This window comes from Umezawaea sp. Da 62-37, assembly GCF_032460545.1.
Lineage (GTDB): Bacteria > Actinomycetota > Actinomycetes > Mycobacteriales > Pseudonocardiaceae > Umezawaea.
This window is the reverse complement of the sequence record NZ_CP135965.1, coordinates 9,966,937-9,985,096: the sequence shown is the minus strand read 5'-3', so window position 1 is coordinate 9,985,096 and position 18,160 is coordinate 9,966,937. Positions and strand designations below refer to the sequence as shown.

Sequence of the window (18,160 nt, the reverse complement as noted above, 5' to 3'; positions counted from 1 at the left end):
ACCTCACCCGAACCGCAGCACGTCGCCGGAGAAGGTCTCCGCCAGCGCCCGACGGGTACTGGACCGCGACGGCGGGTGGAAGCTGACGCACTGGCAGGCCGCGGCGAGGTAGGCGACCTCCGGCGACGAGATGAACGCCATGCCGCCCAAAGCCTCGACCGCCCTGCTCGCGACGTCCACGATCGCCTCCTGGGCGCCGTACCGGGCGATCATGGTCTTGGTGAGGGCCGTGTTGTCACCCTCCTTGGAGGTCAGCTGCCGGGCGATCCCCTCCAGCAGCAACGTGGCCGTCTCCAGCCGCACACCCAGGTCCGCCAGCTGCTCCGCGCCGAGCTTCTTGCTCGCGAAGACCCGCTCCACCAGTGCGCTGGCCATGCCGAGGTAGCACGACGTGATCAGCATCTCGAACCACATGAACCCGATGGTCTGCAGCTCGTCCAGCTCGCCGCGCTCACCGACCTCGGTGGGCACGAGCAACCGGTCGTCGACGAACACGTCGGTCAGCCGGACCTCGTCGCTCTCGGCTCCGGCGAGCACGTTGCTGCCCCAGAACGGGTGGACGGACACCCCCGGTGTCTTCGCGGGGATGAGCATCAGCACGTTCTCGGTGCCGCCGCCTTCCTTGGGGACCGAGACGCTGGCCGACAACAGGTCCATCGAGCGCGACATGCTGCAAGGCCGCTTCGACCCGTTGACGACGATGCCGCCCTCCTTGCGCACGCCCCCGACGGTGGGCGACAGGATTCCCTGACCCGGATTCCCCTCGGCGAAACCCGAGGAGACCAACAGGTTCTGCGTCGCGATCCCTTCCAGCAGAGCCCATTCGAGGCCGCTGGACTGGAGGCTCTCGGCGAGGGTGAACACGGTCGCCACCGAGAAGTGGTGCATCGTCGACGCCACGGCCAGCGACGGGGCGACCGCTCCGATCGCGCGCGTGACCTGGATGGCCTCCAGCGGGGTCACCCCCGACCCCGAGTACTCCTTGGGGATCACCAGTCCCGGTCCGCCGCACGACCTGAACAGTTCCAGCCCCTGGTTGTCGGGTTTCTCGAGTTCTGCCATGGAGATGCTGGACAACTTGGCCAGGAGGCCGGGGAGGTGTGCCTCGCAGACCTCACGCGCGTCATCGAGTGTGCGCATCGCGCTGCTCTTCCTTCGACGATCGCGGAGAAGGGTCCGCGATGATGGAAACACCTTGGATGTGCGTGGTGCGGAGCACGGGGTAGTTGGCCTCGCCGGAAGCCCCGCCGGTCAGACCGGTGCCACCGTGCGACGGCAGCGGGGTGGTGAACGCGATGTGGGAGTCGTTGACCTTGAGCAGTCCGCCCGCGACCGTTCCCACGACGAACCTCTCGACCACCGACGCGTCCCGCGCCCACAGCGAGTTGCGCAGCCCGTACAGGCTCGTGTTGACGAACTCGATGAAGCTGTCGAACAGGATCTCGTCGTCCGCGGACTCGGGGACGATGATCGGCAGCAGCGGGAAGAAGGTCTCGTGCAGCACCGCGTCCATCCTGCGGGCATCACGCAGGCCGTCGACCCGGATGACCGTCGGCTCCAGGAAGAACCCGGCGCTGTCGCGTGTCCCGTCGATCTGGATGCCGTGTCCGCCGGTGACGACGGTGGCGCCCTTCTCGACGGCGTCGGCCAACGTCTTGGTGAACTTGTCGTGGCGCAGGACCGGGGAAAGCAGGACACCTTCCTCGTCCGGGTAGCCGGGCCGCAGCGACTCGGCCCTGCGCACCACCCGGCTGATCAGCTCGTCCGCCACCGCCGGGTGGACGACGGCCTGGTTCGGCACCATGCACAGCTGCCCGGAACCGTAGAAGCCCTCGACGATCGCGTCGGCGGCCAGGTCGAGGTCGGCGTCCTTCCAGACCAGGACGATGTCGTTGCCCGCCAGTTCGAGGATCGGCTTCTTGCCCACCTCGACGCACCGGCGCTCGATCTTGATGCCGCTCGGGACGTCACCGAAGTACATGATGTCGTTGACGTGCGGGCTGTTGATCCACGTTTCGAGCATCGGGCCGGGGTGGCCGCACACGACGTTGAGGACACCTTGCGGAGCGCCGAGCTCGTCCAGCAGGGGGGCGATCATCGTGCGCAGCACGGAAGTGACGCCGAACGGCGCGGACCGCGGTGCCCGGACGACGACCGCGTTGCCCCCGGAGAGGCTGGTGATGCCGAGCAGCGCGCTGACCAGGGGGGCGTTCGCGGGCGGGTTGATGCACACCACGCCGTCGGGTTGCCGCCGCACGATGTTGCGGCGGCTGTCCACCGAGAACTCCTGCCACAGCTGGCCGCGCAGGAAACCGATCGACTCGGGCCTGGTCAGCTCGCACATCCCGCCGACTTCCCACCTCGCCAGCTCCAGCGGGTGCCCTTCCAGGGTCAGCATGCGGATGATCTCGTCCGCGTTCTCCCGGATGGTCGTGTGCAGCAGTTCCATCAGGCCGTCGAGGCGCACCGAGAGCGGTGCCGAACGCCAGGTCTTCGTGGCTTCGGCCGCGGCGGCCAACGCGTCCGCGATCGTCTCCTTCTCCGCCACCGCGACCCTGCCGACGATCACACCGGGAGGCGCCTCGGAGAGGGGGACCCGACCCGCTTCGAGGTTGCGCTTGAGCGTGAGGCTCGCGAACGAGTCGTCCAGAACCGCACGCGCGGAGAGCGCGTACACCCATTGGCCGCTGTCGACGTCCTTTCCTCGCACAAAACTGCCGAATGACGGGATTTCGTGGGCTTCGTCGTTCGCTGTCAACGTGACCCCGCAATCTAGGTTCCGATGGCAGCTCTGCCGCTGCTCAACGCTCCACTGTCAGTGATCCACGGCGAAGTATCCACAGCGGTCCTGAAACGTCCCTGACTCCCTTCCCCGCGCGATATCGCCCCGGCGTCAGACCCGTCGTCTACCGTCTGTCCCATCGCATTCCGAACGTGGAGGCAGACCATGGAGGTACCGGAGACGCTCCGGCCGAAAGGCCACGATCGGACGTTGTCCGCTCTCGAGCGGTTTGCGGACAACCCAAGCGCGTTCCTCGCCCTCAACAGCGGCAACGAGTACTTCACGTGCGCCGATGTCGACGGTGTCGTGTGCTACCGGCCACACGGTCGGCGGTGGATCCAGTTCGGAGGACCGTTCGCCGATGCCGACAGCAGGAAGGAGTTGCAATCGGAGTTCATCGCCCATGCCCACTCCAACGGGCGGCGGGTCGTCGGCGTGCAGCTGCAACGCTCGGACGCGGAACTGTTCGCGGAACTCGGCCTGACGGTCAACCAGATCGGCGCTTCCTACGCCGTGGACCTGGCGGACTTCACCCTTCGGGGGAAGCGGTTCGTCCGGCTGCGGAACAAGATATCCCGCGCCATGCGGGAAGGGCTCGAGATTTCCGATGTGGACGCGGGACAGGTTGCCGACGATATCGACAACATCGATTCGCGATGGCTCCGGCAGAAAGGACGGCACACCAAGGAGCTGAAGTTCCTGATCGGTGAGATCGGCGGATCGTGGCAGCCGCTGCGGAAGCTGTTCGTCGGGAGGATCGACGGCAACCCGATCGGCTACATCTCCTACGCACCCGTGTACGGCTCACGTCCAGGATGGCTGCACGACCTGAGCAGGCGACTGCCGGACTGCCCGCCGGGCGTCATGGAAGCGATCAACTTCCACGCCATCGAGCACATGCGGTCGCTGGGCGCACCCTGGCTGCACTTCGGCTTCACACCGTTCACCAGCCTGGACGACAGCTACCAGCTGTCGACCGCGAGTCGCACCGCCGCACGGATCGTTCGACTGCTCGCCGATCGCGGCGACAGCGTCTACCCGGCGAAGAGCCAGTTGGAATACAAGCTGAAGTGGAATCCGACCACGGTGCTGCCCGAGTACTTCGCCTTCGACGGCGGAATCTCGCCGCGTTCCCTGTGGAGCTTGGCACGGGTGACGAACATCGTGTGACCGCTCAATCCGGGAAGGGTACCCGAAGAGGCCCAACGGGGGCCGAGGTTTCCTCGGCCGGGCTCACGCCCACGCAGGTTCGAATCCTGCCCCTTCCGCTCGCGAATCGACCAGAGGAAGCAGGACATGACTGAAGTCCATTTCGTCGAGAAGTGCGATGCTCCGCTGGAAGTCGCATTCGAGTACCTCGACGACTACCGGAACGTGGTCGAGTACTGGCACGGGATGACGAGCTACACGCCGGTCGGGGACCTCGACCACGGTCTCGGATCGGTGTACGCGGCCGTGTCGAAAATCGGTCCGTCCACCGTGAAGTCGACGCTCAAGACGATCCAGTGGGAGAAGAACGCCCTGGTCGCCTACAAGTCCACCTCGGGGATGGACACGTCCACCACCTTCACCTTCTCCGCGGTCGACGCCTCGCACAGCACGGTGGAACTCCGAGTCGAGTTCCACCTGCCCGGAGGTATCGCGGGCAAGGCGTTGGAGAAGACCTTGGAACCCTTCGTGAACGCATCGGCCAAGAAGACCGCCCAGAACATCTCGACGCGGATCGCCGCGTACTACGCGACCCGGTCGACGGACTCCGATTCGCCGAAATAACAATGGGCGCACAAGGAGGCGACCGCCACCGGAATCCGGTGGCGGTCGCCTCCTTGTGCGCGGTCATGTCCGACCGGCGGATGCAGATCAGGAAACGTCGATCGACGCGGGCAGGTGTCCGACGGCAGCGATGACGGCCAGGGTGACGGCGAGTGGGTCCCACCCTCGCGGCGGGACCGGGAAAGCGGCCGGGCTCCGCGGGATCTCCCTCCCGATCGGCGGGCGTCACCGTCCTCCGCACGGCAGGAAGCCCTTACCGGGCACCGGGATCGGATAGGACCACCTGGATCCGCCTTCCCCCGGTGGGCGGCTCGGACCGCCACGGCGCACCGGCGGAGCGACCGTGTCGGCACGGATGTCGGCGGCACGGTCGCCCGGATGTCGACGCCGGGTCGCGGCGTCGCCCACCCCCCGGTCACACCACAACCGTCCGCGGGGTCCCGAGACACGACGAAGGGCTCCCCCGCACCTGTGATCCTCCACCCCGCGCTGGTGCGCCGGGTCAGGACGACCTGATCAGGTCCGCCGCTTTCTCGCCGATCACGACCGACGGCGCGTGGGTGTGGCCGCGGATGATGCTCGGCATGATCGACGCGTCCGCGACGCGCAGGTTCTCGGTCCCCCGCACCCGCAGCTCCGGGTCGACGACGCTGTCCTTGTCGTTGCCCATGCGGCAGGTCCCGGTCGGGTGGTAGAGGGTGTGCGAGTGCTGGTCGAGGCACAGTTGCAGCACTTCCTCGATCGGGGTGCCCGTGGGGACGTCCGGCTGCATGAGCGTCGTGAGCTCCCCCTTGAGCGAGGGTGCGGCGGCGATCTCGACGCAGATGCGCATACCGGCCAGGACGGCGGCGCGGTCGAGGCCCTCCGGGTCGGTGCAGTAGCGCGGGTCGATGAGCGGCTTGGCGAGGGGATCGCGGGAAGCGAGCGTGATCTCGCCCGAGCTGCGGGGTTTGAGCAGGATCGTCCCGATCGTCACGGCGTGCCCGTCCGCCTTGACCAGCCCTTCCCCGATGTAGGGCGCGGGTGCGAAGATCAATTCGAGGTCCGGCAGTTCGAGTTCCTCGCTGCTGCGCACGAACCCGTACGCCTCGCCGACGTTGGAGGTCAGCATCCCCCGGTTCAGGGCGAGGTACCTGACCAGCTCGGGGATCCGTTCCGCACCGAACAGCGTGTCGAGGCCGGTGGTGCGGAACACGATCGGCGTCAGCAGGTGGTCGAGCAGGTTGCGACCGACCTCCGGGAGATCGACGCGCACGTCGATGCCCTTGGCCTGCAAGGCTTTCCCATCACCGATGCCCGACAGCATCAGCAGCTGGGGAGTGTTGATCGCGCCGCCGGAGAGGATGACTTCCCGGCGCGCCAGCACGGTGTAGGCCCTGCCCCCCTTGACGTACTCGACACCGATGGCCTTCCTGCCGTCGAAGATGACGCGGGTCGCCTGCGCCTCCGCGAGCACGGTGAGGTTCGGCCGCTTGGCCGCGGGCTTGAGGTAGCCGTCGGCGACGCTCCACCGGGAGCCGCCCTTCTGGTTCACCATGGCTTGGGAGAACCCGTCGGGCCGCGCCTGGTTGGCGCGTTCGGCGGTGTACCCGGTTTCCTGGGCGGCGTCGAGGAAGGACTTGGTCAACGCGCGGGGGCTGCGCTGGCGCGAGATGCGCAGCGGTCCGCCTGTGCCCTCGTCGCCGCCCCAGGTGTCCTGGACCGACTCGATCCGGCGGAAGTACTTCACCACTTCGTCGAACGCCCAGCCCGACCCCGCGTGCTCCGCCCACTCGTCGTAGTCGGCGGCGAATCCCCGTACCCACATCATGGCGTTCATCGATGACGAGCCGCCGAGCGTCTTGCCGCGGGGCCAGAAGATCGAGCGTCCGTTCAGGGCCTTCTGCGGCTCGGTGCGGTAGTTCCAGTCATTCGGACCCTGGAACAGGTTCGCGAAGCCCGCGGGGATGCGGATGAACTTGTCGGAGTCCTTCGGCCCCGCCTCGAGCACGACGACCGACGTCGTCGGGACCTCGCTCAGCCGAGCGGCGACAACGGCTCCGGCGGATCCGGAGCCGACCACGACGTAGTCGGAGGTGCTGACCGTTGTGCTCATGCGATGCGCTCCTGTCGAGTGGGGATCTCAGCCGCGGAGGGCGGAGGCGAAGATGGCGGGCAGCTTGGCCCATCCGGGGTTCGCCGTGAACCCGGTGAGCAGGCGCCCGGTGGTCGCCGCGGTGCGGTTGCCCACGAACCACGGTGGCTTGGGCGTCAGCGTGAGCTGTCCGGTCAGCACGGACCTCGGCGCGGGGCGGAAGGGGCCGCGAACCACGGTGCGTTCGACACCGTCGAGCAGGAAGCCGTTGTGCACCACACCGATTCCGCTTTGCACGTCGTCGACGGTGTTACCGGGGAAGGCACCCCACGCGGCGTACGGGCTGAGGAATCCCACACCGGTCCAGGCGTTGACGGCGATGGTGCCGTAGCGCAGGTCCTCGATGGCCGAGTCGAACACCGGTCCGAGGGACCGGATGGTCGCGGGGTGTGCGATGAGGTTCGCCCCGAGGGTTCCGGCGGCGTTCCCGTTGACGAACTCGACCGCCCGCCCGACGAACTCCGCCCCGTCGTGGGGCAGCTCGACGACACCCAGCACGGGCGCGAAGTACTCGGTGCGCAGCAGCGCGCTGTCGGCGACGATCCCGCTGACGAGCACCCGGCCCCGATGTGCGCCGAGGCCCTGCGAGCCGGGATGGGCGTCCAGCGCGGACCGCACGCGATCGTCGCTGCCGGGGTAGTACGCGGCGCGGTCCGGCGCGGCGGCGATGGCGCGGCGCAACTCGTCGAGGAACCGGTCCTTCTGCGGCCACAGCGAACTCACCACCACGGCCTGGGTGGCGACGCAGTTGTAGCCGCCGTTGTGCAGGCGCTGGGTCGCGACGTGCTCGGCCTGGAACCGCAGGTCGGCGTCCGACCAGGCGCCGGGCAGCACGATGGTGGGGGACACGCCGCCGAGTTCGCTGGTGATCGGCTTGTCCAGCAACGGTGTCCCGTTCGCCTTGCGCTCGCGACCCGCGTCCCCGGTGCCGAACACGACGGCGTCGTGGGTCACCGCGCTCCCGGTCATGTGCACGTGTGCGACGTCGTCGTGGTGCACCAGGTACTCGCCGACTTCCGCTCCGCCGGTGAGGATTCGCAGCAGGTCGAGGTCGATGAGCGGCTTGAAGATCTTGGTGAACACCGGGAGCAGCGGATCGGTGATGGGGTTGAGCTTCAACGCCACCACGCGGTTGTTCGCGTAGAGCTCGTAGAGCGCGTCCAGCGGCGCGATCGAGGTGATGTTGCCCGCTCCCAGCACCACGCCGATTCCTTGTGTGCGTTCGGGATCCCGCAGTGCGAGGCCCGCCGTCCGCCGCGCCGTGTCGGCGTCGATGCCCGGCCGCAGCCACACCTCGGCGCTGAACCCGTTGAGCAGCAAGGTGTCGAAGACGCCGTGCGGCAGCACCTGGACCGCGACCCGGCCGCCCGGCGCCCGGCCGACCCGCACGCCGTCGATCGGACTCGCTCCCGCGACCAGTTTCCGGACTGTCCCCGTCAGCGCCTTGACGCCCGCCAGCGTCGGGTACGGCCCCGACATCCACTCCTCGCCGACCAGGGGTGAGCCGGGGTCCAGGCCCTTGATCCCGGCCGCCGCGTCCACCCATTCACCCGCGTGGCGATCGATCAGGGCCGCCACCCTGTCGAGCAGGTGCCGCCGCCGCGTCAGGGACGTGTCGGCCCATGCCTTCTCACCGCGGAGCAGGTCCGCCAACGCGCTGTCGATAGCAGTTGTGTCGATCACGAAGCCAATGGTCACAACGCGGTGGCCAGGAGGCCATGGGCCCACTCCGCAGCTTCGGCGTCGGGTTTTGTGCCACGGCACATCCGCCGCGGCTACAGTGCTTCCTGTGACGGCCGGCACTCGATCTTCGCTCGCATCGCGACTGCTCGCCGCGGTCGACGAGTTGGCGGACGAGATCACCGCGCGCATCCGGGCGGACGATTCGGCCTACGTCGAGAGCGGGCTGCTGACGGTCGGTCAGCTCCGCTCCGCCGTTCGGGACAACGTGGTCGACATCATGACAGCGCTGGGCGACGGCGGACTCGACACCGAGGCCGCGGCCGCCGCAGGCCGTCTCAAGGCCGAGCAGGGCATTCCCATCGACAGCCTGCTGCACGCCTACCGGCTCGGCGGGATCGTCAGCTGGGAGAGGCTGATGGCGTTGGCGGCCGCCGACGGCGACACCGACTCGCTGGTGCCGATGGCGTCACGCCTGTGGGCGATCATCGACACCTGCTCGGGCGCCGCGACCGAGGCCTACCACGCCCGCGCCGACAAGCAGCTCCACCGCGACCAGATGTCCCACAACCTGTTGATGGCCGAGTTGCTCGACCGGCCGTCCGACGACGACACCCGTGCGACCGAACTGATCCGCGAACTCGGTCTCCCCACGAACACCCGCTACCTCGTCCTCGCCGCCGACGCCACCGACGACGACCGCCTGCCGGACAGCGGAACCCGGCTCGCCAGGGCGGGCATCGCATCGGCGTGGACGGTGCAGCAGGGACGGCACTTCGCGGTCGTGGCACTGGGACCCCGAAGCGACATGTCCACCATCGCGACCATGGTCGGCGAGTCGGCGCGGACCCGTGTCGGCGCCAGCCGGGCGCACCCGGCGCGATCCCTTTCCTGGAAGGCGAAACGACAGGCCATCGCCGCACAGCGATGCCTGCCCGCGGGTTCCGGCGGCGTCCACGTCTACGGGACGGATCCGATCGCGCTGCTCGTCACCGCCGCACGGGACGTCGCCGCCGACATCTCCGCCGACGTGCTCGCCCGACTCGACGAACTGCCCGTCCCCGCCCGCACCGGCCTGCTCGACACCCTGCAGGCCTGGTTCGACGCCAAGGGATCGACCGGTGACGCGGCCAAACTCCTGCACTGCCACCGCAACACGGTGCTCTACCGGCTGAACCAGGTGGCCGAGCTCACCGGACGATCGGTTTTCGAGCCACGCGGCTCGGCGGAGCTGTACATCGCGCTGTCCACGACCCGCCTGGGCGGTGACTAGGGCGCCCGGCCTCCGACCACGCGGAAGCGGTTCACCGGGCGCACTCCACGCGGATCACGCCCGCCACCTCGTTGACGTGGTCCAGGTCCCGCAGTGCGCTGACCGCCGCCGACAGCAGGGCGTCCGGGGCGGGGCGCGTGGACAGCACCAGCGAGCACCCGACGCCGTGGCGTTGCCAGTCGAAGGTCTCGACGGACACGCCGTGCCGGGCGAAGGTGGCCACCACGTCGGCCTGCGCCTCCGGCCGGTCGACGACGTCGAGGCGGACACAGCCGCGGGTGACCACTTCGGCCATCGACTGCGGGACGAGCCGGTCGTACGGCGTGCCGTCCGGTCCGGTCACACCGGCGAGCTTGTTGCGGCACACCGCCACCAGGTCGCCGAGCACGGCGCCGGCGGTCGCGGGTGGAGCTCGCCTGCGGCGGGGTCGCGGTCGCACCGGCACCGCGCTGGCGTGCCTGGCCGTCCTGTACGGGGTGCCGGTCGCCGAGGCGGTCACGTGCGGGCGGGCGCGCTACGACCACGGGGCGGTCGGGACGCCGTGGCGGCGCCACGACGTCGTCCGCTTCGAGGCGTCGTGGGACCGTCCCGGATGGTCAGGCGCGCTCGACGGCGTCTGCCTGCGGGCCCCGGTCGCTCTGCCGGATGCGGAAGCGCACCCGCTCGCCGGCCACCAGGGGCTCGCCGGAGACCACCGAGACGTGCACGAAGAGGTCGGGCCCGCCCGCGTCGGGGGTGAGGAAACCGAAGCCGCGGTCGGCGTCGTAGCGGGCCACCGTGCCGTCGCCGGCGCGGGCTGTGGGCCGGGTGGCCGGACGGGCCTGGCTGGGGGCCGCGGCGGGCTCCATCGGCTCGCCGGTGGCCACGAACCGCACCTCGCGCGCCTGACGCCCCTGGTCCGCGGTGACCGTGGTGAACGAGACCCGGTCGCCCTCGGCCGGCAGGTACACCTCGTCGACCAGGGCGCGCACGTTCAGGAAGACGTCGCCCGACCCGTCGTCGGCGGCCACGAAGCCGAACGACTTCTCCTCGTCGAACCACAGGACGGAGCCGTCGGCGCCGTCGCCGGGCGCGACCAGAGGGGCTCTGCGGACCCCGGCGTCCAAGCCCAACGGCACCAGGTTCTGGGCCTGCGGCCCCTTCTCCCCGGCGATGACGACGAAGGCCACCCGCTGCCCGGCCGCGAGGACACCCCCGGTGACGATGGCGGAGGAATGCACGAACACCTCCGCACCCCCGCCGTCCGGGGCGGCGAACCCGTAGCCCTTGGCCGGCTCGTACCAGGAGACGGTGGCGAGCACACCCAGGGCCGCGCCGGGCGCGGCGTCCCCGGTGACCGCGACGTGCAGCGCCTGCGGACCACGGGGTCCCTCACCGGACTCGAACTCCACCGTCTGGCCCTCGCGCAGCGCCCGGGCCGCACCCTCGCCCTGCACCTGCGAGACGTGCACGAAGATATCGTCGCCGCCGTCGTCGGGGGCGAGGAAGCCGAAGCCGCGCTCGAGGTCGTACCAGCGGACGGTTCCCTGCTGCACGGTGCACTCCTGGGTCTCACGGGTGATCGGGGGTCCAGTGTCCCAGGCGCCAGACCCCCGCGGCGCCACCGCGCGCCGCTACCGTGACCGGCGTGCCACCGCGTCCGCTACCCTCGCGCGACGGGCTCAACCCCACCCGACTACAGCCCCGAATGGGCAGACGTCCGGGCAGCGCATGCGCACACTGCACGACGCGCAGGACAAATCCCTGACGAAACCGTCTACTCTCCGCTTCTGTGCGAGCTCGTGACAGGCCGAGCACGACGAGTGCGTGAAGATCGCCGACGCCCCGTCGCGGGCACCGCACCGGTTCGCCTACCTGCGCAACCTGCCCGAGGACGCCGACCCTGTGCCGCTCGAAAAGTCATCGCCGCTGGTAGAGCCGGGAGTTGTCACTGTGCTGAGAGCATGGCCTGGTGATCGTGTCCCTGCTGTACAAGGTGACCAGGAAGCTGCTGTCCGTCCCGTCGGTGGTGCTGCGCAGCGAGACGGCCAAGGATGCCGAGCCGCTCGTGCTGCGGCACGAGAACGCGATACTTCGACGGCAACTGACAGGTCCGGTCCGCTACGAACCCGCTGACCGGTTCTGGTTCGCCACCCTGTCCGGCTTGGTGGATCGTCGCCATTGGCCGAAGGTCTTCCCGGTCACGCCGGGCACACTGCTCGTCTGGCACCGCAGGTTCATCGCCCGCAAGTGGGACTACTCCGCACATCGACGCATCGGACGTCCACCGACACGAGCAGCGATCACTACGCTCGTAGTACGACTCGCCAGAGAGAACTCCCGGTGGGGACACCGCCGCGTTCACGGTGAACTGGTCAGGCTCGGACACCGCATCCCCCCTCGACGGTCTGGCAGATCCTGCACGACGCGGGCATCGACCCGGCACCACGCCGCACCGGCCTGACCTGGCGGGAATTCCTCACCGCCCAAGCCGAGGGCATCATCGCGGCGGACTTCTTCCACCTCGACACCGTGCTCGGCACACGCCTCTACGCGCTGGCCTTCCTCGAACACCACACCAGGCGCCTGCACATCACCGGCGCCACCGCCCACCCGACCCAGACATGAACAGCGCAGCAGGCCCGAAACCTCGCCGCCGACCTCGAACACCGAACGGAGTCGCGCCGATTCCTTCTCCGCGACCGCGACGGCAAGTACGGCCACACGTTCGACACCGTCTTCCGCGCCGACGGCCTGCGCGTGCTCAGGAGCACGCCACGGGCGCCCCGGATGAACGCCCACTGCGAACGGGTCATCGGCACCATCCGACGCGAACTCCTCGACCACATCCTGATCATGGATGAGGGTCACGCACGACAAGTCCTAAAGACCTACGAAAAGCATTACAACGGACACAGACCCCATCAAGCCCGCGACCAACTACCACCCGCGGGCCAGCAACACCCCGCCGCGGTACACGACCCCGACACCCGCAGAGTGCTCCGCACTCGCATCCTCGGCGGACTCATCAACGAGTACAAACATGCCGCTTGACCAGCAGCGACGACTTTTCGAGCGGCACAGGATCAGCAGGCCTGCAACGCGATCCACGGTGCGTTGCGTTGTCTGGGTGAATGTGCGAACTCATTGCTCAAGACCACTTATAAGGCCTTGCGCCACTATCGCGGGTGTCCATGGCGGCTGGGCGACATCGTCGGGGCCGCCTTGGTCCTGCTGCACCGGGAGAACCACAGGACCACGTGATCGGCAACGGTTGATCACATAACGCGACGCGCAGTTACTCGGAAAGGCTCATTGCCCACGGTCGGGATACCGGGCACCATGTCGAGAGCTGTCGGATGCCTGGCGCGAAGCACCTCGATGTCGGAGTTCACGGATCGCGCCGGACAACGATGGTGTCGATCATCAGTCCATCCGTGCCGTTGCACCCCCGAATCTGGACTTTCCACAAACCGAGACCGGCACGCTTAAAACCGGTGGATCGGTAGGTCGCTCTCGCCGATGAGTGCCACCGCAAGCCCGTGCTTCTCAGCCAGCGCGAGCCACAGGTCGACGGCCTGCCTCTCTTGGCCGTGCGAATGCTCGCCGTACACGACTCGAGGGCTGAACGTGTAGATCGCCCGTATCGGATCGGCGCCCCCCAGATCGTCGAACTCCTCGCTGGTGTGGCCTTCCGTGGTCCGGGTGGTGGGCGCGACGGCCTGCTCCAGTTCCCGGTAGAACGCCCGCAGCTTCGCCGAGGTCACCGACACTGCCGCGTCGGGGTGAGCGACGAAGTAGTCGTACTGGTCGCCATACCAGGCGTCCCATCCGTCGTCGTCAGCGTCGGCCGATTCGAACGCGGCGATGTCGTAGGTCATGCACCTTCGACCCCAGAAGGCTCCCGGCCGTTCCCTGTCAGTGCCCTTCCGCATCCGGGCGACCTGTTTCCGACCTGCGCCGTCCCGGCTCGCCGTGGCTTGCAGTGAGGTGACGTCGGCGAGGGTGGCTCTGACATGCGGGATGCGAATTCCGAACCGGCACCGGACCGGGTCACCGCAGCGGCCACGATCGGGTCCGCCGTCTCGCGCGTCCCGTCCGCCCACACTGCGGTCGAGCCGTCGATTCCGGTGAACGGTGGTCGCGGGTCGGGCAGTCTGACGGCCACTGCCGCCCGGTAGACGCCGGTGTCCAGAACCGGTGTGGTGAGGTGCTTCGGCTCATGTCGCGCAGGATCGCAGGTGGATCGTCGCTGCTGTCGACTCGATCGGCGAGACGGGCAGCCAACACACGCAACACGAAAGTGTTGTGCACCGGTGTCCTCACCGATCCTCTTGGTCAGATCGACAGTGGACCACTGGTCGGCCAAACCGGAATCGTCCTCAGGCACGTCGGTCATATCGGCAGGGCACGACCAGTGGTCGCCAATGAATCCTGTGGCACCGCAGACCGACCCGTGGCGCCGGAATCGGCAGGCATCGCGATCGTGCCCGCGCTGCCGACGAGGCATGTGACCAGTGGTTCCCGCGAGTCGTTACCGCGGCATCGCAGTCTCAGGGGGAGGGAACGAGTCGGCGGGTGCGCCTGCCGGTGGCGTCCGACACCGAGCCGAAAAGCGGGACCTCGGAGTCCATTCCGGCCAGCGTGACCGTCCTGGCCACCTGTCGGGAGCCGACAACACGGAGATCGATACCGCGGCGGTTCACGTCCAGCAGGCTCGCGAGGCCCACCGAGTCGCAGAACGTCACACCGGTCAGGTCGAGCACCATGACGCCCCGGTCGGTGTCGACGTGGTCGAGGTGGTCTTCAAGGTCCTGGGCGGCGGTGGCGTCCAGTTCACCCGAGACGGTGACGATTGTGGCGGTGGGAGTGTGGTCGACGCTCAGCAGGAGATCGGCTCCCGATGTGATCAGCACAGATCATCCCTTTCTGCCTTGTGCTCACCTGTACGCGCTGTGGCGTGAATCAGCACGGAGTCGTGAACTCTCCGGCATCCGTACTGACCTCACCCTGCCCCATCGAGAGGGTCGGCTGGTCCGGCCGACCTCCCCCGGTTCACACGCCCCGCAGTGGCGGGTAGGGCTCGTCTGAACGGTGCTGGGACTTGTTGGCGGCCCTGGCTTCCTGGAGTTGGTCCTCCAAAGTGACGATGCGGCAGGCCGCGTCCAGGCCGGTGCCCTGGTCGACCAGTTCCCGCACGCGAGCGGCCAAGCGCAACTGGTAGCGGGAGTAACGCCGATGGCCGCCAGTCAAGCGCTGCGGCTCGATCAGCTTCGCCTCGCCCAGATTGCGCAGGAACCCTGCCGAGGTGTTGAGCATCTCCGCTGCCCGTCCCATGGTGTATGCGGGATAGTGGTCGTCGTCGAACCTCTCGGCCGTGGTCTGCGGTTCCGGCACGTGTGGTTCGTGGACTTGTTCTGCTGGGAACACCGCGCCTCCGTATCACGAGGGGCCCCGGCGCAGTAGCGCCGGAGCCCCAGGGTTATTGGATTTCACTCCACCTAGCCGACCGTGAGACCGGCATCCTCTGTCCGCATGACCCGCACTAGAAGCGGGCGCTGCGGGGATCGCGTGTGCGTAACCGAAGACCACCTTCCAATCCGATGGAACCGCGGTACCCGTCCGGCGGAGTTCAGCCGAAGGCGGGCGATCCGATGGTGTGCAACCCTTCCCTTCTCCTCTGATGACACTTCTTGCATTCTCACGCGACGGTCGGCACCGGTCCTGATGCACATGCCGGAATCACCTCACCGACCATCCCTGGCCCACTGCCGAGGAGCCCCTTCCGCTGACTGGCCCCAGCACGTCCGACCGTCTTCCTCTGACCTCACGGGTAGTTCGTCATCTCCCGTGCCACTGACTTTCTCTCTTCCAGAGAGGAGAACACTACACACACCAGATGAGGAATGTCTACTCCGGCCGGCACAGATTTACTCGTTCAAGCGACAGGGGCTCGCTTACCGGCGGCGATAGGGTCGCGCATGCCCACGGGCCCGTTCATCTCGCCGCGCGCCGCGTCGCCGACCCCCACCCAGCGAGGAAGCGAGATGTTCTGGCGGGTAGTGGTTGTGGATCAGGCACGACAGGATTGGACGCTCCGCGCCCCGTCCGCGTCGAGGTCGATGACGGCACCGGGACTCCCCCGACCATCGGACAGTCACGACTGGGTGGGTACCGCGACCGGGGCGCCTGGTGATCGGTGCGAGCTTGGGGGTGGAACGGCGCATACCGTTCCACCCCCGGCGGTCGACCAGGTCACCTCGACGGAGCAGGCCGGGGAGGGGAACACTCTCGCGCCCAGCGGCGCGCGTGCGGTTCGCCCGATCCGAGCGGGTCGACCACAGCCCGGTACGGCGTTCGCGGGATCGGCGCACGAGGTGTCGGCACCGGAAGCGGTTCTTCCCAGTTCGCCTCGAACCGGGCGCGCACCAGCTCCTCATCCCCGCACAACAATGCGAGGAACTCGTCCTCCAGCACTCTCACGGGCCTGACCATCCCGATCAGGCATTGATCTGCTTGACGTCCTGGTCGTCGGCGGCGATGGAGGTCTTGCGCGGCTCTGCCTTCTCCGACACCGGGATGCGCAGGGTCAGCACACCTGCTTCGCATCCGGCCGGAATGTTCTCGGTGTCGAGGGTGTCGCCGAGGATCAGCCAGCGGGAGAACACGCCCAGCGGCCGCTCGACGGCCTCGTGCAGCTTGGGCTTCCACGTGCGTTCGAGCAGGGCGCGGCCTCCCCTGGCACCATGCAATAGCCGACCTGGGCTCCGGTCAGCGCGCCTGCAGCGGCGGCGACCAGGACTCACGGCAGGGACTACTGCTTCGCCGCGGCGATCCACCTCCAATACCGCTCGGTCCAAGACGAGGGCAGGGTCCGAGTGGTCAGGTGCTGCGCACCCGACCTGGCTCGCGGGCACAGCTCTAGCGGTCGTCGGCGGCGGCCTGCTCCGCCTCGCGGTCGAACGGGGTGTCCCTTTCGCGATGCTGGCGCTGACCATCCTCGTCCTCTGGTACGCCGGGCACAGCACCGCCGACACGGACCTGGCCGCCGCCCGCGCCCGCGCACCCTGGAACCGCAAGAAGACCCACGTGAGCATCGACGACATGCTCATCACCTTCCGTCGAGCCCGAATTACCACCGCCACCGCAGGCCAGACCACACTCGATCATTATCCCGACGGACCTGTAACCAGCAGTTCAGCCGCCGCACAACTGCGAAACCTCAGGTCGGACACACATCGGATTATTGATAAAAACGGTTGATCGCGTTGTCTGCGGTATCCGGACTCTGCTGAAGACGACCTGGGCGCCCGCGTCGGCGAGGACGGTGGCAGGATCCGAGGCGTGGACCATGACTTCGAGAGATCCGAGGACATGGCACTGGCCGCAGTCGTGTCGGACTGGCTCATTCGCGTCTTCGACAACGCCGGTGTGGTCCTGGTTCCGGAACCCGAGGACCCAGACCTGCTGCGCGACACGGTGCTTCGATCGTTGCCGGTGTTGTACCTCGGCCGCGTGTTCCCAGAGAAGTACGACGAGCTCCGAAGTGAACTCCGCGAGGTCTTCACCCCGTCGCTGCCGGACCGTCTCCATGCCTCCTCTACGAAGCAGGACCTGCACCGCCTTGTGTCCGACACCGTCGCGCCCATTGTCGGCCACCCCTTCTTCCGCTTCGGCCTCCACGACCTACCCGACGTGGTCCTGTCGATCATCCACCAGGTGCTCGGGCAGGTCATCGCCGTTGGCGGGATCGGCAGGATGGAGCCGACTGAGGCCAGGCGCGTCGCCGCACGGCTCGATCAACTGGGCTTCGCCGACCTGGCCGAGGTCGGGGCGAATCTGCTGTCCGGGACGGTGAACGGACCGGTGGTGCAGGCCAGGGTCATCAATGGTGGAGTCCACCTGGTCGTCGGCGCTGTCGAACCGGGGTCGCACGAGGATCCCGTCGTGGTCACTACATCGGCCAGCGAGGAGTACGGCGTGACCGGAACCGACAACCTGCACTTCGCCGTCAGCGGTCACTGCTCGATCTCCGTCTTGGTGGAGGCCCGCGCCGCCCGCGCGGTCGTGCTGACCGCGTTGCGGCCGGTCGTCCTGCGCCGCAGGCGACCGCAGCCCACATACGGGTCGATGACCTTGGGTGGCATGGAGGTTCGCTACTTCAGGACGCTGCTCGACGACAGGGAACCGCACCTGGTCCCGATCGCGGGCAAGGTCGACCGCAAGCCGGTCTGGCTCAACGGCTACTTCTTCCGCAGTACCCGCGTAGCTGACTTCCCGTTCGCCGTGGCACCCATGGACCCGGAGATGTTCGTGGTCGAGCCGATCACGACGCAGTGGGAGACGGAATTCCGGTTCGAGCTGGACTGGATCCACCTCGGCAGGCGGGGGACAACGGTGATCGACAACGATGGACGTCCGTTCCTGCTCGCCCCGAGACAACCGGACGACGTCGACGGTTTCCAGCCGCCCAAGATGCCCAGACCACCGAGCACCGACGCGGAATCACACTTCCCGTGGCACCGTCGGCGGAAGTGAC

General features: G+C 68.1%; 16 protein-coding genes, 1 tRNA gene and 2 pseudogenes. 7 read left to right on the top strand and 12 right to left on the bottom strand.

Going from position 1 to position 18,160, the window contains the following annotated elements; translation table 11 throughout:
* Nucleotides 1–3: 3 nt before the first annotated feature.
* Together RM788_RS45225 and RM788_RS45220 are read right to left on the bottom strand one after the other, a co-directional pair.
* Complete coding sequence (locus tag RM788_RS45225; protein ID WP_315926860.1) at nt 4–1,140, bottom strand: acyl-CoA dehydrogenase family protein; 1,137 nt, start codon at nt 1,138–1,140, stop codon at nt 4–6.
* Nucleotides 1,124–2,677, bottom strand: coding sequence for an aldehyde dehydrogenase family protein (locus RM788_RS45220; RefSeq protein ID WP_315926859.1), 1,554 nt, complete (start codon nt 2,675–2,677; stop codon nt 1,124–1,126). The genes RM788_RS45225 and RM788_RS45220 overlap by 17 nt, the downstream gene beginning before the upstream one ends.
* A 315-nt stretch (nt 2,678–2,992) precedes the next feature.
* Between RM788_RS45220 and RM788_RS45215 the strand changes: the two genes are divergently transcribed.
* From RM788_RS45215 to RM788_RS45205, 3 genes are all read left to right on the top strand, one after another.
* Entirely contained in the window at nt 2,993–3,952 is a 960-nt protein-coding gene (locus tag RM788_RS45215; protein WP_315926858.1) for a bifunctional lysylphosphatidylglycerol flippase/synthetase MprF, read from the top strand.
* A gap of 12 nt (nt 3,953–3,964) precedes the next feature.
* A tRNA-Lys gene (locus RM788_RS45210) sits at nt 3,965–4,050 on the top strand.
* Between the two features lie 28 nt (nt 4,051–4,078).
* Nucleotides 4,079–4,555: an SRPBCC family protein gene (locus tag RM788_RS45205; protein WP_315926856.1), complete on the top strand. Its 477-nt coding sequence runs from the start codon at nt 4,079–4,081 to the stop codon at nt 4,553–4,555.
* A gap of 502 nt (nt 4,556–5,057) precedes the next feature.
* Here the strand turns inward: RM788_RS45205 and RM788_RS45200 are convergent.
* Entirely contained in the window at nt 5,058–6,650 is a 1,593-nt protein-coding gene (locus RM788_RS45200) for a GMC family oxidoreductase (RefSeq protein WP_315926855.1), read from the bottom strand.
* A gap of 27 nt (nt 6,651–6,677) precedes the next feature.
* Entirely contained in the window at nt 6,678–8,372 is a 1,695-nt protein-coding gene (locus RM788_RS45195; protein ID WP_315926854.1) for an aldehyde dehydrogenase family protein, read from the bottom strand.
* 106 nt (nt 8,373–8,478) lie between these two features.
* Here RM788_RS45195 and RM788_RS45190 point away from each other — a divergent pair, with 106 nt between their 5' ends.
* Nucleotides 8,479–9,642, top strand: coding sequence for a PucR family transcriptional regulator (locus tag RM788_RS45190; RefSeq protein WP_315926853.1), 1,164 nt, complete (start codon nt 8,479–8,481; stop codon nt 9,640–9,642).
* Nucleotides 9,643–9,673: 31 nt separating this feature from the next.
* Here the strand turns inward: RM788_RS45190 and RM788_RS45185 are convergent, their stop codons facing one another.
* The 4 genes and pseudogenes from RM788_RS45185 to RM788_RS45165 form a co-directional block, all read right to left on the bottom strand.
* Entirely contained in the window at nt 9,674–10,141 is a 468-nt protein-coding gene (locus RM788_RS45185; RefSeq protein WP_315926852.1) for a hypothetical protein, read from the bottom strand.
* Nucleotides 10,142–10,238: 97 nt separating this feature from the next.
* The gene (locus RM788_RS45180; RefSeq protein ID WP_399345281.1) at nt 10,239–10,943 is read right to left on the bottom strand and encodes a cold shock domain-containing protein; all 705 of its coding nucleotides are present in this window, start codon (nt 10,941–10,943) and stop codon (nt 10,239–10,241) included.
* Nucleotides 10,944–10,973: 30 nt separating this feature from the next.
* Nucleotides 10,974–11,177: pseudogene (locus RM788_RS45170) on the bottom strand (cold-shock protein); the annotation flags it as partial.
* Nucleotides 11,178–11,982: 805 nt separating this feature from the next.
* Nucleotides 11,983–12,492, bottom strand: a complete 510-nt coding sequence (locus RM788_RS45165; RefSeq protein WP_315935001.1) for a hypothetical protein — start codon at nt 12,490–12,492, stop codon at nt 11,983–11,985.
* Between RM788_RS45165 and RM788_RS45160 the strand changes: the two genes are divergently transcribed.
* Nucleotides 12,412–12,675, top strand: a complete 264-nt coding sequence (locus RM788_RS45160) for an integrase core domain-containing protein (protein ID WP_315926851.1) — start codon at nt 12,412–12,414, stop codon at nt 12,673–12,675. The two genes, RM788_RS45165 and RM788_RS45160, sit on opposite strands and share 81 nt — an antisense overlap.
* Nucleotides 12,676–13,109: 434 nt before the next feature.
* On the opposite strand, the gene RM788_RS45150 is transcribed toward RM788_RS45160, so the two are convergent.
* From RM788_RS45150 to RM788_RS45135, 4 genes and pseudogenes are all read right to left on the bottom strand, one after another.
* A complete protein-coding gene (locus tag RM788_RS45150; protein WP_315926849.1) occupies nt 13,110–13,502 on the bottom strand; it encodes a hypothetical protein in 393 nt (130 codons plus the stop codon).
* A 672-nt stretch (nt 13,503–14,174) separates the two neighbouring features.
* Entirely contained in the window at nt 14,175–14,537 is a 363-nt protein-coding gene (locus RM788_RS45145; protein WP_315926848.1) for an STAS domain-containing protein, read from the bottom strand.
* A 139-nt stretch (nt 14,538–14,676) separates the two neighbouring features.
* Nucleotides 14,677–14,958: a helix-turn-helix domain-containing protein gene (locus RM788_RS45140; protein ID WP_315934907.1), complete on the bottom strand. Its 282-nt coding sequence runs from the start codon at nt 14,956–14,958 to the stop codon at nt 14,677–14,679.
* Between the two features lie 1,163 nt (nt 14,959–16,121).
* Nucleotides 16,122–16,304, bottom strand: a pseudogene (locus RM788_RS45135) (Hsp20 family protein); the annotation flags it as partial.
* 298 nt (nt 16,305–16,602) lie between these two features.
* On the opposite strand from RM788_RS45135, the gene RM788_RS45130 reads away from it, so the two are divergent.
* Together RM788_RS45130 and RM788_RS45125 are read left to right on the top strand one after the other, a co-directional pair.
* The gene (locus RM788_RS45130) at nt 16,603–16,884 is read left to right on the top strand and encodes a hypothetical protein (protein WP_315926847.1); all 282 of its coding nucleotides are present in this window, start codon (nt 16,603–16,605) and stop codon (nt 16,882–16,884) included.
* Nucleotides 16,885–16,965: 81 nt separating this feature from the next.
* Nucleotides 16,966–18,159 carry a hypothetical protein gene (locus RM788_RS45125; RefSeq protein WP_315926845.1) on the top strand — a complete coding sequence of 398 codons (1,194 nt, stop codon included), beginning with the start codon at nt 16,966–16,968 and terminating at the stop codon, nt 18,157–18,159.
* The last annotated feature ends 1 nt before the right edge of the window (nt 18,160 follow it).